Origin of the sequence: Streptomyces sp. NBC_00258, from assembly GCF_036182465.1 — a bacterium.
In the GTDB taxonomy this organism is placed as follows: Bacteria; Actinomycetota; Actinomycetes; order Streptomycetales; family Streptomycetaceae; genus Streptomyces.
This window is the reverse complement of sequence record NZ_CP108081.1, coordinates 5,185,095-5,208,664: the sequence shown is the minus strand read 5'-3', so window position 1 is coordinate 5,208,664 and position 23,570 is coordinate 5,185,095. Positions and strand designations below refer to the sequence as shown.

Below are 23,570 nucleotides of genomic sequence, written 5' to 3'. Positions count from 1 at the left end.
CGGGGCCGTCCGGACGACTGGCACTGTCTTTCGCTGCTGGCACGGGAGAGAGCCTAACGAGGCGCGCAGGTGCCGCTGTCACAGGCGGGCGCGTTGTAGGTCCAGCCCGTGGCCGGGGTGTACTGCCATCCGTCGGCCCCGTAGTACGCGCCTCCGCCCCAGGCGCCGTGCCTGCGTGCCCACTGGCCCTCACGCCACTTGGCGGCGGCGAGGACGGCGCCGCGCGCGAGCCGTGCCCCGGCCGGGGTGCTGAACCGGTGGGCCGTCGGGCGGTGCTCGGCCAGCGCCCACAGGGTGACGATCCAGGCGGCGGTGCCGCGGTAGACCTGGCCCGAGTCGCCGATCACGGTGATCTCGTCGAGTGTCGCCGCGTGGTCGAGCCCCGGGAAGCGCCGCATGGCGGCCTCCGAGCCGGCGGGCACCAGGTCCAGGGGCACCAACTGGCGCTGCCGTACGAGCCAGTCGCGCAGGAAGCCGCAGAGCGAGCACTGCGCGTCGTACAGGACGGTGAGCCCGCGGACCGGGACGCGCGCGGCGTCCCGGTCCGGGGTGGCGGTGGTGGCCATCGCGGTCACGCCCCGACCGCCGGGGCGACCCAGCCCTGCGGCGGCACGGGCGGCTGCTGCTCGCGCTCCATGATGCCCCGGCGCCGGATCTTGTTGAGCACGTACACATTGCCCAGGTGCATGGCACCGAGCACCAGGAGCACCACGCCGATCTTCGTCGACAGGGCCTCGAACACCCCGCGGGCGTCGGCGATCTCCTCGTCCTGGCTCAGATAGAGGGCCACGAAGCCCAGGTTCACCAGGTAGAAGCCCACCACCAGCAGGTGGTTGACGGCGTCCGCGAGCTTCTCGTTCCCGTGCAGCACATCCGCCAGAAAGATCCGCCCGTTCTGGCTGAGCGTCCGTGCCACCCAGATCGTCAGCGCCACGCTGACCAGCAGATAGATGACATACGCGAGGACTGTGAGGTCCATGTCCCCACCCCTTCCCGACTTCTTGAACGCGTTCAAAACGCGCTGTCGAGGAAGAATGTAGACCTGTTTTTGAACGTGTTCAAGTCAGTTGCGGGACGTGCGTGTGTGACGTGCGGCTCAGGCCGCGACGGGAGTGGGGGAGCCTGGGGGAGTTGGTGCCGCGGGCGGGGCTCAGCCGTTGCGCGCCAGCTCCGGCCGCTTGCCGTAGTCCGTGAAGCCGATGACGTTGCCCCAGGGGTCGGCGATCTCGACGGTCCAGCCGGTGGCCACCGGGAAGGGCTCGTCGAGGGGCGGGATCCCGGCCGCGGTCAGCGCCCGTGCCGTCACCCGGGCGTCCCGCACCTCCAGCCACACGCGGCACGCCGGCCAGGACGGCTGCCGTTGTCCGAGTTCCTCGTCCACGCGCAGCAGTACGCCCGGAGTCTCGTTCCCCACCTTCAGCAGGGCGATCCCGGCCTCGTCCAGGCGGAAGGCCACCGGAAACCCGGCCCGCCCGTAGAAGCCCAGCGCCTCGTCGAGATTCCCGACGGGCAGCAGCACGTTGTCGAAACCGAGCAGTTCGTACGACTCGTCATCTGACATACCGTCAGAATAGGTCGCCGTCCGCTCAGGGCGAGGGAACCGGCTGCGGCGTCGCGCGCGTGGCGAGCAGCCGCAGCGACTTGTCCGTCGCGGAGCCGGGCTCCGCCGTGAACGTGACCAGGGTCTGGCCGGGATCGGAGGGCAGCGGCAGCGACTCGTAGTGCAGCCACAGCTCGCCCACGACCGGGTGGGTGACGTGCTTCACGCCGTAGCACAGGCCCCGTACGTGCTGCTGGTCCCAGCAGCGGCGGAACTGCGCGCTGTGCTCCAGCAGGTCCGCGATCAGCGCGCCGAGGGCGGGGTCGTCGGGGTGCCGGCCCACATCGGCGCGGAGCGTCGCGGCCATGTACTCGCCGCCCGCCTCCCACTCCGGATACAGCGACCTGGACTGCTCCTCGTGCAGGAAGTACAGCCGGGCCAGGTTCCGCTCCCGCGGCTCCAGCGCGGCGAAGTCGTAGGTGACCCGCCCGCCGAGCGTGTTCCAGGCCAGGACGTTCATGGCCACGCTGCACACGTACGCGGGCACGTCCTCCATGGCGTCCATCAGCAGCCGGATGCCCTGCCGCACCTGCTGTGACGCCGTCGTCGCCGTCGGCAGTGTCCTGCGTCCGGGAAGGGTGAGGTCCCGCAGATAGGCGTACTCGGAGTCGGTCAGCCGCAGCGCGCGGGCGACGGCGTCCAGGACGGAGTCCGAGATGTTGGGCGTACGGCCCTGCTCGATGCGCGTGTAGTAGTCGACGCTGATCCCCGCCAGTTGGGCGGCCTCCTCGCGCCGCAGACCCGGCACCCGTCTGCGGTTGACCCCGGCGGGGAGCCCCAGCTCACCCGGGTCGAGAGCGGCACGGCGGGCCTTGAGGAACGCGCTGATGTCGGGTTCGGGACGCGTGACCATGCTTCGAGTATCGCCCAGCCGGATCCGTCGCCGGTTCCTGGTACTGCCAGACCCAGGCTGGACCGGGCCTGGTCCGGACCCGTGGCGGGAGGGAGGGTCGAAAGGTATCCACACAGCCACATGAAACCCACAGCCACGTGAAACCCACAGCCACGTGAAGCCCAAGGAGGCTCGACACTCATGCAGCGCAGGATTCTGGGCGGCACCGGCATCTCGGTCAGCGAGTACGCGCTCGGCGCGATGATGTTCGGGGAGATCGGCAACCCCGACCACGACGATTCCGTACGGATCATCCACGCGGCCCTGGAAGCGGGCATCAACTTCGTGGACACCGCAGACATCTACAGCACCGGCGAGTCCGAGGAGATCGTCGGCAAGGCCCTCAAGGGGCGCCGCGAGGAGGTCGTCCTCGCCACCAAGTTCCGGCTGCCCATGGGCGACGAGCCCAACCTGGCGGGAGGCTCGCGCCGCTACATCATGCGCGCGGTCGAGGACAGCCTGCGGCGCCTGGACACCGACTACATCGACCTCTACCAGATGCACCGCCCCGACCCGCTCACGGACATCGACGAGACCCTGTCCGCCCTGTCCGACCTCGTACGGTCCGGAAAGGTACGGGTCGTGGGCTCCTCCTCCTTCCCGGCCGACCAGATCGTGGAGGCACAGTGGACGGCCGAGCGGCGCGGCCACGTCCGGTTCCGTACCGAGCAGCCGCCCTACTCGATCCTGGCCCGCGGGGCGGAGGGCAGCATCCTTCCGGCGGCCCAGCGCTACGGCATGGGCACGCTGACCTGGGGACCGCTCAGCGCCGGCTGGCTCTCCGGCCGTGACCTCGCGGCCAGCGGGCGCGCCAAGCTGGAGGGCTTCAAGTTCGACCCGGCCCTGCCCGGCAACGCGGCCAAGCTCGCCGCGGTCGCGGACCTCAAGAAGGTCGCCGCCGACGCCGGTCTCCCGCTCCCGCACATGGCCCTGGCCTTCGTACGCGCCCACCCGGGCGTCACCTCGGCCATCATCGGCCCGCGCACGATGGACCAGCTCACCGACCTGCTGGCGGGCGCCGACGTCACCCTCGACGACGCGATCCTGGACCGCATCGACGAGATCGTTCCGCCCGGCACGGACCTGAACCGGGCCGACAACTACTTCGTCGAGCAGCCGGCGTTGACGGACCCGTCGCTGCGCCGCCGCAGGTAGCGCGGACGGTAGCGCATAGCGCGGACGGTACGGCCCCCACTGCGGCGGGGCTCCGGAACCGGGGCCCCGCCGCCTGTTTCTCCCCCGCGGTGACTGATTGTCAGTGGTGCCTCGTACTGTCGACGGCATGGGAATGGTGACGTTCGTCGACGAGACGACAAGCGGGGACCGCGGTGCGGGCTGGGGTCTGGAGATCGCCGAGGAGCGGCTCGCGCTGCGCGAGTTGATCCGTCGGCGGGTCTTTCAGGAGGTCGCCGAGTTCAACGCGCGTACGCCGGAGGTGTTCCAGGGACTGGTGCAGCCCAAGGACACCGAGCGCGTGCTGAACGGGTACGCGTTGCGGACGCCCCGGCGGATAGACCCCGAGGCCCAGACGGCCCTGGCGCTCAGGGCCTTCGCGGGGAACGGCTTCCTGGTGCTGGTGGGGGACCGGCAGGTCACCGACCTCGACGAGGAGATCGAGCTGGCGCTCGGCACCGAGGTCACGTTCCTGAAGCTCGTCGCGCTGGTGGGTGGCTGATGACGTCGATGCGATCGCACAGGCAGAAGATCAGCAACCAGATCGCCGCGGGGAACATGGGCAGACTCGCCGACGAGACGCTGAAGGCCGCCGTCGCCAACCACGGCTTCTGGGGCGGAGACTGGGCCGAGATCTTCGACATCCTGCGCAGCCTGCCCATGGAGGAGCGTCGCCGGCTCGCCCACGCGCTCGTCGAACGCTTCGACTCGCTCGGCTCGGAGCCGGAGGCCCGGCAGAGGGTGCTGACGCTGCTCGGCATCATCGCCCGTGACCTGCCCGACGACTTCTTCCTCCCCACCGAGCGGCTGGCGGAGCTCGAATCGCTCGGTGCCCGGCACTCCTTCTGGCACGCCACGCGTCTCGACCTCCTGGCGGAGGCGGAGCTCGCGACCGGCAGACAGCTCGCACCCCCCGTCGTGGCCGTCCTCCGTCGTACGGCCCTGGTCGCCTACCGCGCGGAGCACCTCGTGGAGTTGGTCAAGAAGCTCACCACCCCTGTCCTCAACGTCGGCGAGGCGTGGGCCGATCACGCCATGGAACAGCTCACCGGCTCGGACGACGACCCCTGGCACGACCTGCTCGTCCACGCGCTCACGGCCACCGCCTCCAAGCCCAGCGCCAAGTGGGACAAGCAGGCGCAGGCCCTCATCGACACCATCGGCCCGGACCGGGTCAGGGAGACCGCCCTGTCCTGGCTCGCCCTCGTCGGCCGCCCGCGGACCATCCCGCTGGAACGCCAGACGTACGACCCGGACATCAACAACGCCTACGACCCCTACAACGCCAACGCCCTGCGCGGACTCGCCTGGCTCCTGTCCCTCCTTCCGCCGCACCCGGACACGGCCCGGGCGCTGGGCGCGCTCGTCGAGACCTCCCTCAAGAAGGTCGCCGGGATCGGCCCGCGCAACCCGAAGGTCGCCAACGCGGGCGTCATCGCGCTCTCCCGCGTCGACAGCGAGGCAGCCCTCGCCGAACTGGCCCGCCTGGCCACGCGGGTGACGTACAAGAACACGGCGAAGCTGCTCGACGGCGCGTTGGAGGCGCGGGCCACCGCTCTCGGCCTGAGCCGCGAGGAGATCGAGGAGCTCGCCGTCCCGGCGTACGGGCTCACCGAGGTGGGGCGTGCCCTGCACCGGTTCGGGGACGTCACCGCCCTCATCGAGGTCCATGGCTCCAAGTCCGTGCTCAGCTGGCGCAACGCGGCCGGCAAGGAGGTCAAGAGCGTGCCCGCCGCGGTGAAGCGGGATCACGCCGACGACCTCAAGGAGCTCAAGGCCGCCGCCAAGGACATCGACAAGATGCTCTCGGCGCAGGCGGAGCGGCTCGACCGCCAGTTCCTGGCTCGGCGAACCTGGGCGTACGACGCCTGGCGCGAGCGCTACGTCGACCACCCACTGGTCGGCACCCTCGCCCGGCGCCTCGTGTGGACGGTCGACGGCAGACCGGTCGGTTTCGCCGACGGCGAGCTGCGTACGCTCACCGACGACCCGGTGGCCACAGGTTCGGAGGTCGGGCTCTGGCACCCGGTGGGACGCGAACCCGCCGAGGTCGTCGCCTGGCGCGACTGGCTGGAGCGGCACGAGATCACCCAGCCGTTCAAGCAGGCCCACCGCGAGGTGTACCTGCTCACCGACGCCGAGCGCGCCACGGGCACGTACTCGAACCGTTTCGCGGCGCACGTGCTGCGGCAGCACCAGTTCAACTCGCTGGCCGCGATCAGGGGGTGGCGCAACAAGCTCCGGCTGTGCGTCGACGACTCGGCTCCGCCGGCCAGCCGGGAGCTGTCCCAGTGGGGCCTGCGCGCCGAGTACTGGATCGAGGGCGACGGCGAGGAGTACGGCGAGGACACCACGGAATCCGGCAGTTACCTGCGACTGCGCACCGACCAGGTCCGCTTCTACCCGATGGACGCCCCGGAGAACTCGGCGCACTGCTACGGCGGCGAGTACAGCATGTGGCTGCGGGACGGGCAGGACCCGGTCGAGCCGTTGGCCCTCGCCGACATTCCACCCCTGGTCCTCTCCGAAGTCCTGCGCGACGTCGACCTGTTCGTGGGCGTCGCGAGCGTCGGCAACGACCCGACCTGGCAGGACGGCGGCCCCGGCGGCCGCTTCCAGGAGTACTGGTCGGGGTACAGCTTCGGCGAGCTGAGCCAGAGTGCCGAGACCCGCCGGGCCCTCCTCGACCGCCTGATCCCCCGGCTCGCGATAGCCGACCGCTGCACCCTGGAGGGCCGCTTCCTGCACGTGAAGGGCGAGCGCCACACGTACAAGATCCACCTCGGCTCGGGCAACATCCTGATGACCCCGAACGACCAGTACCTGTGCATAGTCCCGAAGTCCGCGCCGGCGTCTCCCCAGACCGGCTACTTGCCGTACGAGGGAGACCGAACCCTCGCTGTCATCCTCAGCAAGGCGATGATGCTGGCCAAGGACACGGAGATCACGGACCCGACGATCCTCAGCCAGCTGTAGCCGGTACTGGGACGTCGAACGCCGCCCCCGCTATCCGCATGACGTACGGCAGTTCCGGGGTCCGGTCCGTCGGGTTGAGGGCGTAGACGAGGAGACGGCGGAGGTCGCGGGTGGCGAAGGTGCCGCTCGTGTAGCCGGGTACGTGCCCGCTCTTGCCCCAGACGACCGTGCCGTCGGGGAACTCGGTGCGCTGGAGCCCGCCGTAGCTGAACTGCGTGTCACCGGACGCCGCAGCGGGCATCCGGAACAGATCTTTCTGCTGGGCAGGCGGGAGGAGGCGGCCGCGGTACAGGGCCGTGAAGAAGCGGGCCAGATCGGGTGCGTTGGAGATCATGCCCCCTTCCGCCCAGCCGAACGGATTCTGGACGCTCACGTCCTTGAGCCCGCCGGAGCCCGGCACCGCCACCAGGCCGCGTGTGTAGGGGGCCGGGATCGACCAGTCGTCCAGGGCGGGGACGTACGTGTCGCGAAGCCGGAGCGGCTTCAGTATCCGCGCACGGACTTCGGAGCCGTACGTGTGACCTGTCACCTGCTCGATGATGAGGCCCGCGATGAAGTAGTTGATGCCGTTGTACCGCGTGACCTTGCCCGGTTCCGTCGGTTCTCCGCAGGCCAGGGACGCGTCCACGGCCTCGCGCGGTGACATGTCCTCCGTGGCACAGGTCATGATCTGCAGGCCGCTGGTGTGGCTGAGCAACTGGCCCACGGCGACGGGGTAGTAGCCGGCCGGCAGAAGACCCGGCATCAACTCCTGCACCGTGTCGTCCAGAGTCAGCCGTCCCTCGGCGGCCAGTTGCAGCAGCACGGTCGACGTGAAGATCTTCGTGACACTGCCGATCCTGAAGTGCGCGTCGGAGGATGGCACGGACGGACCGGCCGTACCCGTCCAGCGGCCGTCCGTCCCGGACATCCGGATCAGCCCACCCGTCACGTTCTCATCGGGCAGCCCGGCGAGGGAGGCCCGCAGCGCCTCCTTGTCGAGCCCCCGGTCACTCTCGCCGAGCCCCCGATCACTGCGGTCCACACCGTGCCCGGGCCCCGCGGCCACCGCAGGCACGGTCCCCACCACCAGCACGGCCGCCACCACTCCGGCGGCCGCCACCGCCCTCCAACGCCTCTTGTGTCCACGTAAGTTCGCCATGCACACCAGCTTTGCGCCGCCCTTCCCCCGCTTCCATCGGGAAGATCCCGGACACGCCCCTGACCTCACCCTGAGCCGCCCCCCGGCTTCTGCCGGCCACAGGACGCGCACGCCTGTCCACGACGAAGGCCCCGCCCCCGGAACTCCGGAGTGGCAGGGCCTTCGTCAACGTACGACCGTGGAGGTCAGAAGCGGCGCGTGATCAGCGCCCTCTTCACTTCCTGGATCGCCTTGGTTACCTCGATGCCTCGGGGGCAGGCGTCCGTGCAGTTGAACGTGGTGCGGCAGCGCCAGACGCCGTCCTTGTCGTTCAGGATCTCCAGGCGCTGCTCGCCCGCCTCGTCACGCGAATCGAAGATGAAACGGTGCGCGTTGACGATCGCGGCCGGGCCGAAGTACTGGCCGTCGTTCCAGAAGACCGGGCACGAGGAGGTGCAGGCCGCGCAGAGGATGCACTTCGTCGTGTCGTCGAAGCGCTCGCGGTCCTCCGCCGTCTGGAGGCGTTCCCGGGTCGGCTCGTTCGTGTCCTTCGTGATGAGGAAGGGCATGACGTCGCGGTACGCCTGGAAGAACGGCTCCATGTCCACGACCAGGTCCTTCAGGACCGTCAGGCCCTTGATGGGCTCGACCGTGATCGGCTTCTCGGGGCTGAGGTCCTTGATCAGCGTCTTGCAGGCGAGGCGGTTCCTGCCGTTGATCCGCATCGCGTCCGAGCCGCAGATGCCGTGCGCGCAGGACCGGCGGAACGTCAGCGTGCCGTCCATGTCCCACTTGATCTTGTGCAGCGCGTCGAGGACACGCTCCTTCGGGTCGATCTCCAGCTGGAAGTCTTCCCAGACCGCCTCCGCCGAGACCTCGGGGTTGAAGCGGCGGATGCGGAACGTGGCGGTGATGTACGGGGTGTCGGCGAAGCCGGCCTCCGGCGCGCCGGCGCTGTCCGCCTTGTCCAGGGTGGGGGTAGCCATCAGTACTTACGCTCCATCGGCTGGTAGCGGGTCTGGACGACCGGCTTGTAGTCGAGACGGATGGACTCGGTGCCGTCGTCGCCGACCTCGCGGTACGCCATGGTGTGGCGCATGAAGTTGACGTCGTCGCGGTTCGGGTAGTCCTCGCGGTAGTGACCGCCGCGGGACTCCTTGCGGGCGAGGGCGGAGACCGCCATGACCTCGGCCAGGTCCAGGAGGTTGCCGAGCTCGACGGCCTCCAGCAGGTCGGTGTTGAACCGCTTGCCCTTGTCCTGGATCGAGACGTTCCGGTAGCGCTCGCGCAGCTCCGCGATCTTCTCCACGGCCGTCTTGATCGTCTGCTCGGTGCGGAACACCATGACGTTGGCGTCCATGCACTCCTGCAGCTCGCGGCGGATGTCCGCCACGCGCTCGTTGCCCGTGGACGACCGCAGCCGCTCGATCTGCTCGACGACCTGCGAGGCCGGGTCCTCGGGCAGCTCGACGTGCGAGGCCACCTTCGAGGAGTACTCCGCCGCGGCGATGCCCGAGCGGCGCCCGAACACGTTGATGTCCAGGAGGGAGTTCGTGCCCAGGCGGTTCGCGCCGTGGACGGACACGCAGGCGACCTCGCCGGCCGCGTACAGGCCCGGGACGACCGTGGTGTTGTCCGACAGGACCTCACCCTCGACGTTCGTCGGGATGCCGCCCATCGCGTAGTGCGCGGTGGGCTGGATCGGGATCGGGTCCGTGTACGGCTCGATGCCCAGGTACGTACGCGCGAACTCCGTGATGTCGGGCAGCTTGGCGTCCAGCTGCTCCGGCGGGAGGTGCGTGAGGTCGAGGTAGACGTGGTCGGCCTCGGGACCGCAGCCGCGGCCCTCACGGATCTCCGTGTAGATGGAGCGGGACACGACGTCGCGGGACGCGAGGTCCTTCATCACCGGCGCGTACTTCTCCATGAAGCGCTCGCCGTCCTTGTTGCGGAGGATGCCGCCCTCACCGCGGGCGCCCTCCGTCAGCAGGATGCCCATGCGCCAGATGCCGGTCGGGTGGAACTGGAAGAACTCCATGTCCTCCAGCGGCAGGCCGCGACGGTAGACCGCCGCCTGGCCGTCACCCGTCAGCGTGTGCGCGTTCGACGTCACCTTGAAGAACTTGCCGGTGCCGCCGGACGCGTAGATCACGGCCTTCGCCTGGAAGACGTGGATCTCACCGGTCGCCAGTTCGTACGCGACGACACCGGCCGAGTGCTTGACGCCGTCGATCTCGGTGATGAGCTGGTCGAGGACGTAGAACTCGTTGAAGAACTCCACGCCCTCCTTCACGCAGTTCTGGTACAGCGTCTGGAGGATCATGTGGCCGGTGCGGTCGGCCGCGTAGCAGGACCGGCGGACCGGGGCCTCGCCGTGGTTGCGGCTGTGACCGCCGAAGCGGCGCTGGTCGATGGTGCCGTTCGGGGTGCGGTTGAACGGCAGGCCCATCTTCTCCAGGTCGAGGACCGCGTCGATGGCCTCCTTCGCCAGGATCTCGGCGGCGTCCTGGTCGACCAGGTAGTCACCGCCCTTGACCGTGTCGAAGGTGTGCCACTCCCAGTTGTCCTCCTCCACGTTGGCCAGCGCGGCGGCCATGCCGCCCTGCGCGGCGCCCGTGTGGGAGCGGGTGGGGTAGAGCTTCGTGAGCACGGCGGTACGGCTGCGCTTCGTCGCTTCGATCGCGGCGCGCATGCCGGCGCCGCCTGCGCCGACGATGACTGTGTCGTACTTGTGGATCTTCATGAGTCTCGTAGCCCCGGATCTAGCGGATGTTCGGGTCGAAGGTGAAGATCACCAGCGTGCCCAGCAGGATGGTGAACACCGTGGCCGTGTAGAGCAGGCCCTTGAGCCACAGCCGGGTGTTCGCGCGCTCCGCGTAGTCGTTGATGACCGTGCGCAGGCCGTTGGTGCCGTGCAGCATCGCCAGCCACAGCATCAGCAGGTCCCACGTCTGCCAGAACGGGGACGCCCAGCGGCCCGCCACGAAGGCGAAGCCGATCTTGGATACGCCGCCGTCGAGGACGAGCTGGATCAGCAGGTGGCCGATGACGAGGACGACGAGGACGATGCCGGACAGACGCATGAAGAGCCATGCGGCCATCTCGAAGTTGCCACGGGTGGACTTCGGGGTCTTCTTCGTCCGCTTGCGCGGGGCCTCGATCAGGGGCGCCGGGTTGTCGACGCTGTAGAGGGACGCGCCCTCGACGGGGCCGATGCCGGCGGCGGTCTTCTCAGTGGTGGACATTGTTGGCGTCAGCTCCCGAAGACTTCACGAGCGGCGTGGCCGAGTACGGGGTACAGAGCCCCGACCATCAGCACGACCCAGATGCCGACCACGGTCCAGAGCATCTGCTTCTGGTAGCGCGGGCCCTTCGACCAGAAGTCGACGGCGATCACACGCAGGCCGTTGAGCGCGTGGAAGAGGATGGCGGCGACGAGGCCGTACTCCAGCAGCGCGACGATGGGCGTCTTGTAGGTGGCTACGACCTTGTCGTAGTCCTCGGGGGAGACACGGACAAGAGCGGTGTCCAGCACGTGTACGAACAGGAAGAAGAAGATGAGGACGCCGGTGACTCGATGAGCCACCCATGACCACATTCCTTCCCGGCCGCGGTACAGCGTTCCAGCCGGCACGGAAGAACCCTCCGGGAGCGGGGATTGGGGCCGCGCCGGCTTCTGTGTCGGACGGGCCCGGCCGGGTACGGTCCACCGGCCCTGGCCATCGTAGCGACGTGTTGTCGGAACGATTACGGCGGGCCTACCGATGTGATCGAACCGGCAGTCATATGGGACACGGACGGGCTACTCCGTAGGTGGTGCGGGGGCGGCTACGGGGGTGGGGGTTTGTGCGGTTTGCCGGGTGCGGGTGCGTTTTGGCTTGTCGCGCCGTTCCCCGCGCCCCTGAAGACTGCGCCGTTCCCCGCGCCCCCAAAAAGGACTGCGCCGTTCTCCTGCCCCAGAGACTGCGCAGTCCCCGCGCCCCTAAGGGGTTGTGGCGGTGCCCGGGCCTAGGAGACGGCGCAGTTTCCCGCGGGTCTGAAGGACCTCGTGAGGCGGCCTCTTGCCAGGCGGCGTAGTTCTTCTGCCGTCTGGATTCGTTCCTCGTCGGGATCGTTTGTCAATCGTGATCGGATTCCGGCCAGGACCTGGTCGAGGGACTCCTCGGGGGTCGTGTCGTCGAGGCAGATGACGAAGACGTGGCCGAAACGGCTCTCGTAGGCGGCGTGGGCGGCGCTCAGGGCGGTGTGGGCCGCGGAGTACGCGCCTTCCGGCAGGAGCGTGAGGGATTCGCAGGCCAGGGCCTCGGCGAGATCGCCGGGTGTCAGGTCGTACGCCGCCTCGTCGGCCGCGGCCAGCAGGGCGTCCAGGTCGGGGTACGGGCGGTGGGCGGCGACACGGCGGGCCCAGTGGTGGCTGCCGCAGCAGACGAGGAGGGCGCGCTCGGCCTCGTCGGCGGGCATGGCGTTGAACCCGTCCAGGCCGGTGGGACGGGGTCCGGCGGGATCCGGCGCCGAGCGGGTCTGCCCCGGCAGTTCCGAAGGCCCCGAAGGCTCCGAGGGCCCCGACGGGTCGGTCGGTTCGGAGGGTTCCGGAATGGCGACGGCCTGGCCGGGGAGGCGGGAAGGACGGTGCGCGGGCAGCGTGGGTTCCTCGGCGGTTCGGTGACGCTCGGATGTGCGCCACGCGTGGTTCGGCAGGGGGTCAAGTGAGAGATGTGTCATCACGCTATCGAGGTGTGACGCGACCTGTCCGACGGATGCCCGAATATCACCCGTAAGAGAGAGTTTAAGAACGGGCGGTGGACGGCGGCCCCGGGTGACGGGGCCTAGGTTCACAGTGAAGGTACAGGTACGGGAGTGATCGCAGGAGGGTGAGTGGTCTGTGGTGAACGGGCGTGGGCGCAGGGCTTCGCGGTCCGTGCCGGGCGGCAGGAGGACTCTGCTGGTCGGTGCGGGTGTGGCGGTCGCGGCGGGTGCCGCGCTGACCGTCGGGCTCTGGCCGAGCGGTGACTCCGGCGCTCCCTCGTCCCAGCGGCCCTCCGGCGGGAGAACCGCCCTGGCGCCGACACCGTCCCATTCGCCCACTCCGTCACCCAGTCGGACGTATCCGCTGTCGAAGACTCCTCGGACCATTCCGGCCGTGAGGGAGCACACCCCGGCGCGCGGGCCCGGCTGGCGTCCCGGGAAGGGCGGGCGGGTCGTCGTGGGCGACGACGCGCTCGCGGACGAGGGGCGGCTGCTCGCCGGGGAACTGGGCCTGGCCTACGCGGGCTCCGGCGGAGCGCGGGCCGGCGACGTGGAGCTGGGCCTCACCGACGAGGACGCGAACGCCGAGTCGTACACGCTGACCGTGAAGGACGGGCGGGTGCGGATCAGCGGGACGGCCGAGGCGGGCGTCTTCTACGGGACGCGCACGCTCAAGCAGGAGGTGCGCGCGGGCGGCACGGCACCCGAGGGAGTCGTACGGGACTCGCCGGCCAAGCCGCAGCGCGGGTTCATGCTGGACATCGCGCGCAAGCACTTCACGGCCGGATGGATCGAGGACCGGATCCGTGAGCTGGGGGACCTGAAGTACAACCAGCTCGGGCTGCACTTCTCCGACGACCAGGGCTTCCGGATCGCCTCCGACTCGCATCCCGAGGTCGTGTCGAAGCAGCATCTGTCGAAGGCGGAGGTGCGGCGCATCCTCGACCTCGCGGCGAGCCGGCACATCACCGTCGTGCCGGAGATCGACTCGCCCGGCCACCTGGGCGCGGTGCTCGACGCTCACCCGGACCTCCAGCTCCGCAACGCGCAGGGCGTCGTCTCGCGGGGCTCGCTCGACATCTCCAAGCCCGCGTCCGCGAAGATCGTGGACGACCTGCTGAACGAGTACGCGGGCCTCTTCCCCGGGCGCTACTGGCATCTCGGCGCCGACGAGTACCGGGCGCTGACGGTGTCCAACCCGGCGGCCTCGTATCCGCAGCTGGCCGCCGCAGCGAAGGACAAGTACGGCTCGGGCGCCGGGATCGCGGACCTCGCGACCGGGTGGCTCAACGACCGGGCCAAGGTGGTGCGCGGGCACGACCGGACCCCGCGGGCCTGGAACGACGGGTTCTTCCCCGGGGGCGCCGTGCAGGCCGACGACGACATCCAGGTCGCGTACTGGACGGGCAAGGAGATCGGCGCGCGGCAGCCGGCCGAGTATCTGCGGGCCGGGCGCGAGGTCATCAACTACAACGACGAGTACCTGTACTACGTGCTCGGGCAGCCCAACGCCTTCGTCTACCCGACCGGGCAGCGCATCTACGAGCAGTGGACCCCGCTCGTCGTGCGCGGGACGACGCCGGTGCCGCGGGAGTACGACGACCAGATCCTCGGCGGCTACTTCGCCGTCTGGTGCGACCTCTCCGGCTCGCAGACGCAGGACCAGGTGGCGGCGGGGATCCGGATGCCGCTGCGGGCGCTGACACAGAAGCTGTGGGATCCGCGGAAGCCTGCGTTGTCGTGGGCCGACTTCAAGGGGCTCGCCGGGAAGCTGGGCTGACGATACGGGTGAGTCGTACGAGACGGCCGTGTCGCGTGGACGTCAACACCCAGGTGGCGGTATGCAGGACGAAAAGGCCTGGCCTGGATCACGCACCGGTGTGGCGCAGTTGCGGCGGCTTGCCCGTTTCGGTGGCGAACTGCCGTGCGTGTGTGGTGTATTCACGCTGGCCGAACCGATACACCGGGGGAGCGGGATGGGCTACTGGGGATATTTCGTCGTAGGCAGGAGCGAGCAGCCGCTCGCGGAACTGGAGGCGCTGTCGGGCGCGACGGGCTTGACACTGCACCAGACGGCGGACGACGGCTGGCAGGTGTGGGAGTACCCGAACGCTCCCGACGACCCCTCCAAGGGTGACGTCGGCAACATGAACGACCTGGCCGGGGAGACGGGCGCGCCCGCGCTCTTTGGGTACGTGATGGACAGTGAGTGCGTGGTCGTCGAGGCGGCCGCGCCCGAGAGCGGTGCCTGGACGACCTGCCTGGACAGGGACGCGATGGCCGGGTATCTCGGCGGCAACGAGGACGGGCTGGCCGTCGACGACTTCTTCCTCGAACCGCACGACGCCGTCGGACGGGCCGTCGCCTGGGCCGCCGAGTCCGGGCGTCCCGTGCCCGAGGAACCCCTCCTCGACGTGCTCACCGCCGACGCCGACCCGTCGGCCGAGATGCTTTTCTTCCGATTTCTGGACCGGCTGGGCGTCGTCCCCATGTAGATTTCGGCCAACTCGCAGTGTGACGTTCCGGCCACAGTGCACGCAGTAAGGGGAAGTGCGGGCTCCGTTACCAGAGGCGGCCCCACCGAGGGAGGCGTGATGAGCCTGGTGGAACTGATCGCTCAGGCCGACGAGCGTGGTCTTGCGGCGAGCGGTCTGGCGTGTCTCGACCGGTGCGTGCCGCTGTTGGGCGGTGACGACGAGATTCTGCGGCCGTTGTGGGCGAGCCTTGCCGAGAGCGAGGGGTGGGGCGAGGACTGGGGAGAGCGGGTCGAGCAGGCGCGCGCCAAGCTCGACATGCCCGGTGTCGGTGCCGGTGTCCCGGGCGGTGGGGTGTTCGCCGAGGGCGAGGCCGTTGTGCTCGCGCACCGGATGCTCGGTGCCGTTCCGGTGGACCGCGATCCCGGGGACCTTCGTGAGTGGGCGGACGCCTGTTCCGTCGCGGCGCTTCAGATCCACCGGCTCCTCGATGCCGCGAGCGACGGTGCGTCCTCGGTGACGGCTCGGCGGGAGGGGCGTACGCAGGACATGTCGCCCCTCGTCGCGGCCGAACTGCGGCGCCAAGTCGCCATCCTGGAGTTGCTGTCCGCCCATGGTCCTGCCGGGCTGCGTCAGGCGCTCGACCTGTCGACGGAGGGCCGCCGCGTGCTCCGCGCGGTCGTCTCGCGCCGGGCGCGTGGGCGGGTCTGAGAGTTTCTCGCCCCCGCCGCCCCTACCCGTCCCGTCCCTGGGGGCTGCCGCCCCCGGACCCCCGCATCGCGCTGCCGCGCTCGTACTCAAACGCCGGACGGGCTGGGTGGGTTGACCGTGGGTGGGTGGGGATCGGCCTGAACGGCCTCGTCCTCAAACGCCGGACGGGCTAGTAATTAGCCCCTCCGGCGTTTGAGGAGCGGGGGTTCGGGGGCTGGCCCCCGAGTAGTGACGGGAATGGGTAGGGGCGGCGGGGGCGAAAAAAGCCGGGACCCACACACGTGGGCCCCGGCTCTCGGTTGATGGGGCTACGGGGTCAGGAACTGGCCCAGGCGGGCGGCTGTTGGCGTGGTCAGTTGGGTTACGCCGTAGTAGGCCGACTTGGCGACGGAGACGCCCGAGGCCGTGGTCGGGAGGTACAGGAGCGTGCCGTTGCCCGCGTCCTCGCCCTCCGCGCCGATCAGCAGATGGGCGCGGCCATGGCCGGAGAAGTCCGTCAGCGAGACGGACGAACCCAGCTTGTCGTCCTTCTCCGTGGAGCCGGGGATGCCCGTCGTGTCCTGGGAGTAGGACAGCGAACCGGTGCCGGTGAGGCCCGAGGAGGCACCCTTGAAGAGCCAGACCGCACCCGCGTTGGCGCGGTTGGTGGTGCGGGTGATGTCCTCGTTCGGGGCGCCGGTCAGGACGTCCGCGTAACCGTCGGCGTTGAAGTCGCCCACGGAGACCGACGTGCCCAGCGCGTCGCCGGACTCGTTGGCGCCCGCGACCCCCGCGGTGTCCTGGGTGATCTTCGTCATCCCGGTCGTGGTGAAGCCGGTCGACGTGCCCGGAACCATGGTGACCTGGCCGCCGGAGATCGCTCCGGACTCGGTGGCGTACGGCTGGCCGATGACGATGTCGTCGTAGCCGTTGCCGTTCACGTCGCCCGCGGCGATGGAGCGCCCGCCCTTCACGGAGAGTGTCGAAACCTTCGACAGGCCCAGTGACTTCGAGCCCTTGAACCAGGTGACCTTGCCGACTCCGGACGCGTCGCGGTAGTTGAGCGCCACGTCCGCGTAGCCGTCCCGGTTGAAGTCACCGGTCGCGGCATCCGCGTACGAGAGGGCGCCGGAGACGGTGGTGAGGTCGCCCGCGACCTCGTGGCCGTCGTTGAAGCGGGCCGCCCAGTTGCCGCCCGTGCCGGTGGCCGCCGTGAAGACGTCGGCCTTGCCGTCGGCGTTGAAGTCGCCGACCGCGACCGTCGCACCGAACCGTGCGCCGGCCGGCTCGTAGTCGTCGCCCAGCGCCATGGTGTCGGCACCGGTGTCGAACTTCGGGCCGTACAGGATCGTCACCGCGCCGCGGTCCGCGTGGCCGGTCGTGTCGTCCTCGCCGGGCGCGCCGATCGCGAGGTCCGCGTAGCCGTCGGCGTTGATGTCGCCCCAGGCCGTGGCCGTGCCCCACTGGTCGCCGGACTCGGCGGCACCCGGAACACCGGCGCTGCCCTGGTTGAGCTTCACCTTCGAGGCGGAGACGGGGCCGTTGACACCGCCCGGCACGAGCGTGAGCCAGCCGCTGCCCTGCTTGGGCGTGGCGGCGACGGCGTCGCTGATGCCGTCCCGGTTGAAGTCGGCCGTGGGGATCGCGGCGTTCTTGCCGGGGCTGGAGGCGTACCGGCGGATCTCGCTCAGCTTCGAGTACAGGTTCTTGCCGGGGCACGCCGTGGCGAAGCCGTCGCGGTGGCCGGAGATCGTGTTCAGCGTGGCCTGCTCGCCCGCCTTCCACACACCCGTGTCGGCGGCGGCGGTCAGTGTGACCTGGCCGCTCGGGTTGCCCCCGTACTGGCCCAGCTTCCACGCGGCGACGCGCGCCACGGACTCCAGGGCGGCGCGGCTCGGCCTGCCCGCGGCCTTCGCCGGAGTGGTGGAGGTGGCGGCAGCGCCCTCGAAGTCACCGAGGACGGCGACGCCCGCCGAGTCGCCGTTGAAGCCGTACGTGTGCGCGCCGCGCACCGGCAGGTCGATGCCGCCGCCGCGGCCCTCGAAGATCCGGCCGCACTTGTCGACCAGGAAGTTGTAGCCGAGGTCGTTCCACCCCTCGCTCTGCACGTGGTACGCCATGATGCCGCGCACCAGCGCCGGGGACTCCGCGCAGCTGTAGTCGTTCGTGCCGACCGTGTGGTGCACGAAGACCGCGCTGACCTTGTCGATGTACTCCGGCGGGTCCTTGACCGTCGACTCGTCGGCGCCCCACTGGGCACGGGAGACGATCGTCGGCTGCGCCACGGTGGACGGCGGCGGGGACGGCACCGGGTCGGGGGTCGGGGAAGCGGACTCCGACGGGCTCTCCGACGTGCTCTCGGTGGGCGACGCAGGGGCGCTGGTCGTGGGCTCCGTGCCGGTGGAGTCCGTCGGCGACGGGGAGCCCGAGGCCGGGTCGGTCGGCGTCGGGGAGTCGGTCGGGTCCTCGGCGACGAAGGCGGCGTTCTCCAGGGAGGTGCCGGTCGTCGTGCCCAGTGCCTTGTTCTTCGCCTCGGCCGAGGTCACACCCGGGTCGACCAGGCTGACCTCAAGGCCCTTGGGCAGCGGCGAACTCGACGAACCGTCGGCCGCCACGACCCGCGCCTCGACACCGTCGCTCGGGCCGACCCACAGCGGATCGGAGGCGCCACGGGCATCCTTGGCGCCCGGCTCGGCCTTGTCGACCGGGTGCGGCTCCAGATCCAGGTTCTGCCAGCCGGTCCACTCGCCCGTCGCCAGGTCGCGGGTGCGTACCTGGGCGGTGCCGTCCAGCTCGGTCTTCGCGCCGGTCCAGGTGACGCCGAGCAGCGAGAACTGCTCGGTGCTCGTCCGCTCGACCTCGCGCCGGTCCGAGCCGTCGCTCGTCATCGTGAGCTCGTGCACCTTCACGGGCCGCTTGCTGCGCGCGGCGTCCACGGCCGGGTCCGTGCTCGGGTTCGCGACGGCGTACGTCACGGCGCCCGCCCCGCCCAGCACCACGGCCCCTATCGTCAGCCACGCCCTCCGCTTCAGACTCAGCGGCTTGTACGCATGGGTCGTCCGGCGACTCAAATACCCCACCCCTAGGAAATCCTCACAAAAAACCCACCCGTCACTGGGGTGGCTTTCTAATTCAGCGGTAAGACGAGGTTAAACATCACCCAACAAGGGTGTGGGGTACGTCACTTCATGTTCGCGCAGACGTCCGAGAGTGGCGGATGGTTGTACGGGTATCGCCGACTTGTCACGTGACCCTTGTCACTGTGGTGACGTGTGATGTTCGGGGAGCCCGCCCCGCTTGGTCTGCCAGAGGCGGATGCGCGACCGCTGATGCGTGAGTGCGGACGTGTGAGCGCAGATGTGTGAACCAGGGGGGCGGAAACGGTGGAAAGGACAAGGCTGTCGGCCGACCTGCGGATGCGGCGGCACGCGGCGGAGTTCGTACGGGACGTCACGGCCCGCAGCCGGCTGCCGCTGGACTACTCGGTCGCGAGCCTGCGGGTGGTCGACTTCATCGTCGACGGGCTGCGCAAGAGCGGGCGGGACCGCACGGCCGTGGGGCACGTGCTGTTCGGGCTCGGGGTGTACGCGGGAGAGGTGCTCGTCCGCCGGGCCGGTGCGGTGTGGGTCGAATTCGACGAGGGCCGACGGGAGTTGTTCGGCCAGCCGGTGGGCGTACGGATGCCGGACGGGCGGCTCTGGAATCCGCTGGGCAAGGTCGTGAAGCGGTTCGAGGCGGGGGAGCGGGAGTCGCTGCGGACGTTCTATCTGCAACTGCACGGGCGGGCGGCGCGGACGGGGTTGCCCGGACAGCCCGGGCCCGCTGAGACGGGTGGGACGGGCGGGGCCGGTGATCGGGCCGGCCATGGTGCCGGTCGTGGGGGCGCTCGTGGGCCCGCCGGGCCGTCTGACGGGCTGTGACATTTCCGTGCCGTCCGACGCTGATGACCTTGGAGGCGCGCGGGCATGGCGACCCGCGCCGGGCGGTGCGGATCCGGTACGAACTCGGCGTGAACGAGGACACTGTTGGGCCAGGGAGGGGAACCCCACCGCGGGCGGACGTCCGACGGTGAGCTGGGCACGGCCGTCGAACGGGCGCAGGAGGGGGACGAGGCGGCCTTCGCCGTCGCGTACCGGATCGTGCAGCCCGGACTGCTCGGGTATCTGCGGGGGCTGGTCGGCGACGAGGCGGAGGACGTGGCGTCGGACGCCTGGCTGGAGATCGCCCGGGACCTGGGGCGGTTCCGCGGGGACGGGGCGGGGTTCCGAGGCTGGACCGCGACCATCGCCCGGCACCGGGCCCTCGACCATCTGCGGCGGCTGAAGGTGCGGCCGCGGGCGTCCGCGCTGGAACACGACATGCTCGACCTGCCCGGCCCGCACAGCACGCACGACCAGGCCCTGGAGTCCCTCTCCACGGAGTACGCGCTCGAACTCGTCTCGAGTCTCCCGCGTGACCAGGCCGAGGCCGTACTGCTGCGAGTCGTCGTCGGCCTCGACGGCCCCGCCGCCGCGCGCGTCCTCGGCAAACGCCCCGGCGCGGTACGCACCGCCGCGCACCGGGGCCTGAAGCGCCTCGCGAGCCGGCTCGGCGCGGAGGGTGTGACGGATGACGGGCCCAGCACGCTGGGGGAGTCGAGATGAACGGCAAGCAGTCCTTGGCCGGCGAGGGTGGATACGGACATGGCTGAACAGCACGACCCCGACGGCCCCCCGAACCCCCCTGCCGGGAACCCGCCCGACCTCGGCGCGTCGCTCGCCGCCGCCGTGCGCGGCGACGCGGTCGATGCCGAAGCCGAGAGGCGGGTGCTCGCCGCGTTCCGGGCCGCGCGGGACGAGGGGGCGCACCGGGCGGCGGGGCGCAACCGGCGGCGGGACGACTGGCGGCCGGAGCGAGAGCGGCGGGGCGGCCGGCCGGTGCGGGCAACCCTGGTCGCGTTGGTGGCGAGCGTGGCGCTCGGCGGGGTGGCGGTCGCGGCCATCGGCTCGGTGGGCGGCGGAACGCGGGACGAGGGCGCCGAGCGGGGCGGGCCCCTGCCCGCGAGCAGTGCTCCGACCGGCTCGGCGACCGCCGGGCCGAATCCGTCCGCGCCCGCGCAGGCCGACCGTGGTGCGGGCCGTCCGTCGGCCGCCCAGGACACCGAGGCCCGCTGTCGCGCGTACGACTCCGTCAAGAAGCGCGGCAAGGCCCTCGACTCGACCGCCTGGCAGCGGCTGATACAAGCCGCGGGCGGTGAGGAGAACGTCGAGGCGTACTGCGCCGAGCAGCTGGCTGAGAAGAAGGAGAAGAAGAAGGAGAAGGGGAACGCCGACAAGGGCGGGCCGAGCAAATCGCCCAAGGCGTCCAGGACTCCCGGCAAGGGCGCCACGAAGAACGCGAAGAGCGCAGAGAGCACGGAGAACTCGAAGGGTCAGGCCGGCTGACCGAGAAGCGACCCGTAAAAGGGTGAAAAGCGGTATAAATGCCCAGCCTCACCATGCCGATGGCAACGACCGGGGCCGCCACCCCCCACAGGAGAGGCCCCGGCCGTCGCGCGGCACGGGCCGCGCGGCGGCCCGTACTTGCTTCAGCGTCGGAGGTGCGTTTTGTGTCACACCCCACGCCGGAACGCGATAGTTGCATGTTGTACGGACATGGACGGGGAACGGTTTCACGCCGTAACGTGCCTTTCGCGCCGGACTGCGGCAGACCTGAATCCACAGAGGATCCACGACCGCAACCATCAATTGAGCAAGCACGATGGTGAGCAACCACGTCCGCGAGAGCGGCGCCGGTTTAGGCGCATGAGGGAGTGCGGTGCTGGGGGACGACGCGGAGCTGACCGCCGCGGTGCTTGCGGCACAGGACGGAGACGAGACCGCGTTCCGGACTGTGTACCGAGCCGTGCATCCACGGCTCCTGGGGTACGTACGGACGCTGGTCGGTGACCCGGACGCGGAGGACGTCACGTCCGAGGCCTGGCTGCAGATCGCCCGTGACCTCGAACGGTTCAGTGGCGACGCCGACCGCTTCCGCGGCTGGGCGGCCCGGATCGCCCGCAACCGCGCCCTCGACCACATACGCATGCGAGGCCGCCGCCCCGCGATAGGCGGCGACGAGACCGAGCTCACCGGCAGGGCGGCCGAGTCCGACACCGCCGGTGAGGCCATCGAGGCCCTCGCCACCGGCAGCGCGCTCTCCCTCATAGCCCAGCTCCCGCAGGACCAGGCCGAGGCCGTCGTGCTGCGCGTCGTCGTCGGTCTCGACGCGAAGACCGCCGCCGAGACCCTGGGCAAACGGCCCGGCGCCGTCCGCACGGCCGCGCACCGCGGTCTGAAGCGGCTCGCGGAGCTGATCGGCGCGGATCCGGAATCGGCCGGATCCCTGAGTTCCGTACCCCCACAAAGACCCCCACACGCAGAACCGCGTACCCGCGCGGTGACGTCCGCCGGTGTGACGCATACGCGTTCGCGGACGCAGAAGGACATGTGATGGCCGACGAGCAGTACAGGTGGCTGGACCGCGATATGGCGGAGCGGCTGCTGCGCGGCGAGCCGTTGGACTCCGTCGACGCCGACAACCGCGACCAGGCCGATCGGCTCACCGAGGCGCTCGACGCCCTCGATGCCCTGGGCATGCAGACCGCCGACGCCACGCCTGCCGACTCCGAACTGCCCGGTGAGGCCGCCGCGTTGGCCGCCTTCCGCAAAGCACGCACCGGCAAGAACGGCGAACAGGCGAGCCTCGGTCCGCGCACACGTACCCGCTCGGCGGCCTCGGCCTCCGCCGCTTCCTCCGCTGCTTCCCAGATCTCCTCCGACGCGGGCCTGATCCACCTCGGCCGCCCCGCCGCGCATCGGCGCGTCCCCTCCCGCTGGGGCCGCCCGGTGCGATACGGACTCGCCGCCGCGCTGGCCGCGGGGATGATCGGCGGGGCCGCCATGGCAGCGACCTCCGGTGTCCTGCAGTTCGGCGGAGAGGAACCGGAACCCGGCTCGTCCGCGACGGTCGACGTCACCCCGGACCGCCCACTCGTCTCGCCGTCCCCCGAGAAGAAGCCGGGCGGCGGGGCCGACGAGCCGCGGCCCGACGGCAGCGCGGGCGGCCCGACCGGCAAGGGTCCGGTCCCGCCCGGAGAGGCGCGCGGCGGTACGGACCCGGGCGTACGGCCCGATCCCGGCGACGACCGGCGTGAGGGGCGGCCCGGCCGGGGGTGGCGCTGGCTCGCCTCGGCCTGCCGCGACTTCCGCGACGGCAGGAACCTCGACTCGGAGCGCAGACGCGGCCTGGAGGACGCGGCGAGCGGCGCCGAGCAGGTGAAGAAGTACTGCGAGGGCGTCCTGAAGAACTGGGACGACCGCGACTCCGGTGACGGCCGGCGCGGCTACGGGTCGGGCAGGGGTGAGTCGGGCCGGGGCGGCTCGGGCTGGAACAACGACCGCGAGGGCAGGGACGGCAGGGACAACGACGACGACGGCGACGGGGACGGCGAGGGCTCGCACATAGGCGCGGGCGTGTTCCGGGGCGGCAGCGGCACGGTCAGCCTCGCCGCCGGCTCGGCCGAACCCACGGCCTTCGCCCCCGTCCGGCCCTCGGCGACGCGGACTCCGACCCCCGTACGGACGCTGCTTCAGGCACCGGCCAAGACACCCACAGAGGCGCCGGCCAAGGCGCCCGTTCAGGCATCGACGCGGGCACTCGCCCCCGATGCCGGTACCCCGACTCGGCCCATGGCCGCCGTCCCCTCCCCGCTCTCCGCCCAGGGCCGGTCCGCGGGACCCGAGCCCCGGTCCGCGGATCCCAGGGAGTCCGCCCCGCGTAGCCCGCGGGCGCTCCCCGCGCTCTCGTCACCCTCCTGACCGCCGCCCGACCTGCGGTTTCCCACCACTGCCCGGCTGCCATAGCCCGGGTGTGACGTTT

22 protein-coding genes are annotated in these 23,570 nt (G+C 70.6%); 11 read left to right on the top strand and 11 right to left on the bottom strand.

The window, feature by feature from the left end; all coding sequences use genetic code 11:
- Window positions 1-53: 53 nt before the first annotated feature.
- The 4 genes from OG718_RS23125 to OG718_RS23110 form a co-directional block, all read right to left on the bottom strand.
- Entirely contained in the window at window positions 54-566 is a 513-nt protein-coding gene (locus tag OG718_RS23125; RefSeq protein ID WP_143639269.1) for a thiol-disulfide oxidoreductase DCC family protein, read from the bottom strand.
- 5 nt (window positions 567-571) lie between these two features.
- Window positions 572-979 carry a hypothetical protein gene (locus tag OG718_RS23120; RefSeq protein WP_328845060.1) on the bottom strand — a complete coding sequence of 136 codons (408 nt, stop codon included), beginning with the start codon at window positions 977-979 and terminating at the stop codon, window positions 572-574.
- A gap of 171 nt (window positions 980-1,150) precedes the next feature.
- The gene (locus tag OG718_RS23115) at window positions 1,151-1,561 is read right to left on the bottom strand and encodes a VOC family protein (protein ID WP_328845059.1); all 411 of its coding nucleotides are present in this window, start codon (window positions 1,559-1,561) and stop codon (window positions 1,151-1,153) included.
- 25 nt (window positions 1,562-1,586) lie between these two features.
- Window positions 1,587-2,453, bottom strand: coding sequence for a helix-turn-helix transcriptional regulator (locus tag OG718_RS23110; RefSeq protein WP_328845058.1), 867 nt, complete (start codon window positions 2,451-2,453; stop codon window positions 1,587-1,589).
- Between the two features lie 180 nt (window positions 2,454-2,633).
- On the opposite strand from OG718_RS23110, the gene OG718_RS23105 reads away from it, so the two are divergent.
- From OG718_RS23105 to OG718_RS23095, 3 genes are all read left to right on the top strand, one after another.
- Window positions 2,634-3,647: an aldo/keto reductase gene (locus tag OG718_RS23105; protein WP_143639277.1), complete on the top strand. Its 1,014-nt coding sequence runs from the start codon at window positions 2,634-2,636 to the stop codon at window positions 3,645-3,647.
- Between the two features lie 127 nt (window positions 3,648-3,774).
- Window positions 3,775-4,167, top strand: coding sequence for a hypothetical protein (locus tag OG718_RS23100; protein ID WP_143639279.1), 393 nt, complete (start codon window positions 3,775-3,777; stop codon window positions 4,165-4,167).
- On the top strand, window positions 4,167-6,641 hold the full coding sequence (locus OG718_RS23095; protein WP_328845056.1) for a DUF4132 domain-containing protein: 2,475 nt from the start codon (window positions 4,167-4,169) through the stop codon (window positions 6,639-6,641). The genes OG718_RS23100 and OG718_RS23095 overlap by 1 nt, the downstream gene beginning before the upstream one ends.
- Here OG718_RS23095 and OG718_RS23090 read toward each other — a convergent pair.
- The 6 genes from OG718_RS23090 to OG718_RS23065 form a co-directional block, all read right to left on the bottom strand.
- Complete coding sequence (locus OG718_RS23090; RefSeq protein WP_328845055.1) at window positions 6,628-7,782, bottom strand: serine hydrolase domain-containing protein; 1,155 nt, start codon at window positions 7,780-7,782, stop codon at window positions 6,628-6,630. The genes OG718_RS23095 and OG718_RS23090 overlap by 14 nt on opposite strands.
- Before the next feature lie 185 nt (window positions 7,783-7,967).
- Window positions 7,968-8,747, bottom strand: coding sequence for a succinate dehydrogenase iron-sulfur subunit (locus OG718_RS23085; protein WP_328845054.1), 780 nt, complete (start codon window positions 8,745-8,747; stop codon window positions 7,968-7,970).
- On the bottom strand, window positions 8,747-10,504 hold the full coding sequence (gene sdhA / locus OG718_RS23080) for a succinate dehydrogenase flavoprotein subunit (RefSeq protein WP_328845053.1): 1,758 nt from the start codon (window positions 10,502-10,504) through the stop codon (window positions 8,747-8,749). Before sdhA ends, OG718_RS23085 begins: the two co-directional genes overlap by 1 nt.
- A 19-nt stretch (window positions 10,505-10,523) precedes the next feature.
- Window positions 10,524-11,006: a succinate dehydrogenase hydrophobic membrane anchor subunit gene (locus tag OG718_RS23075; RefSeq protein ID WP_328845052.1), complete on the bottom strand. Its 483-nt coding sequence runs from the start codon at window positions 11,004-11,006 to the stop codon at window positions 10,524-10,526.
- Window positions 11,007-11,014: 8 nt separating this feature from the next.
- Complete coding sequence (gene sdhC, locus OG718_RS23070; RefSeq protein WP_079053671.1) at window positions 11,015-11,395, bottom strand: succinate dehydrogenase, cytochrome b556 subunit; 381 nt, start codon at window positions 11,393-11,395, stop codon at window positions 11,015-11,017.
- Between the two features lie 374 nt (window positions 11,396-11,769).
- On the bottom strand, window positions 11,770-12,294 hold the full coding sequence (locus OG718_RS23065; RefSeq protein WP_443055350.1) for a 2-oxo-4-hydroxy-4-carboxy-5-ureidoimidazoline decarboxylase: 525 nt from the start codon (window positions 12,292-12,294) through the stop codon (window positions 11,770-11,772).
- A gap of 406 nt (window positions 12,295-12,700) precedes the next feature.
- Here OG718_RS23065 and OG718_RS23060 point away from each other — a divergent pair, with 406 nt between their 5' ends.
- The 3 genes from OG718_RS23060 to OG718_RS23050 all read left to right on the top strand — a co-directional run bounded on the left by OG718_RS23060 (window position 12,701) and on the right by OG718_RS23050 (window position 15,692).
- Window positions 12,701-14,287, top strand: a complete 1,587-nt coding sequence (locus tag OG718_RS23060) for a beta-N-acetylhexosaminidase (protein ID WP_328847811.1) — start codon at window positions 12,701-12,703, stop codon at window positions 14,285-14,287.
- A gap of 196 nt (window positions 14,288-14,483) precedes the next feature.
- Window positions 14,484-15,002, top strand: a complete 519-nt coding sequence (locus tag OG718_RS23055; RefSeq protein ID WP_143639378.1) for a hypothetical protein — start codon at window positions 14,484-14,486, stop codon at window positions 15,000-15,002.
- A gap of 99 nt (window positions 15,003-15,101) precedes the next feature.
- Window positions 15,102-15,692, top strand: coding sequence for a hypothetical protein (locus OG718_RS23050; RefSeq protein WP_328845051.1), 591 nt, complete (start codon window positions 15,102-15,104; stop codon window positions 15,690-15,692).
- A gap of 308 nt (window positions 15,693-16,000) precedes the next feature.
- On the opposite strand, the gene OG718_RS23045 is transcribed toward OG718_RS23050, so the two are convergent.
- On the bottom strand, window positions 16,001-18,751 hold the full coding sequence (locus OG718_RS23045) for an FG-GAP-like repeat-containing protein (protein ID WP_328845050.1): 2,751 nt from the start codon (window positions 18,749-18,751) through the stop codon (window positions 16,001-16,003).
- Window positions 18,752-19,054: 303 nt separating this feature from the next.
- Between OG718_RS23045 and OG718_RS23040 the strand changes: the two genes are divergently transcribed.
- From OG718_RS23040 to OG718_RS23020, 5 genes are all read left to right on the top strand, one after another.
- Window positions 19,055-19,591 (top strand): hypothetical protein, encoded by a 537-nt coding sequence (locus tag OG718_RS23040; RefSeq protein ID WP_328845049.1) that lies wholly within the window; start codon window positions 19,055-19,057, stop codon window positions 19,589-19,591.
- Between the two features lie 105 nt (window positions 19,592-19,696).
- Window positions 19,697-20,314, top strand: coding sequence for an RNA polymerase sigma factor (locus OG718_RS23035; protein WP_143639292.1), 618 nt, complete (start codon window positions 19,697-19,699; stop codon window positions 20,312-20,314).
- 39 nt (window positions 20,315-20,353) lie between these two features.
- On the top strand, window positions 20,354-21,094 hold the full coding sequence (locus OG718_RS23030; protein ID WP_328845048.1) for a hypothetical protein: 741 nt from the start codon (window positions 20,354-20,356) through the stop codon (window positions 21,092-21,094).
- A 373-nt stretch (window positions 21,095-21,467) separates the two neighbouring features.
- Entirely contained in the window at window positions 21,468-22,142 is a 675-nt protein-coding gene (locus OG718_RS23025; protein WP_143639293.1) for an RNA polymerase sigma factor, read from the top strand.
- Window positions 22,142-23,509 (top strand): hypothetical protein, encoded by a 1,368-nt coding sequence (locus OG718_RS23020; protein ID WP_143639294.1) that lies wholly within the window; start codon window positions 22,142-22,144, stop codon window positions 23,507-23,509. The genes OG718_RS23025 and OG718_RS23020 overlap by 1 nt, the downstream gene beginning before the upstream one ends.
- Window positions 23,510-23,570 lie beyond the last annotated feature (61 nt).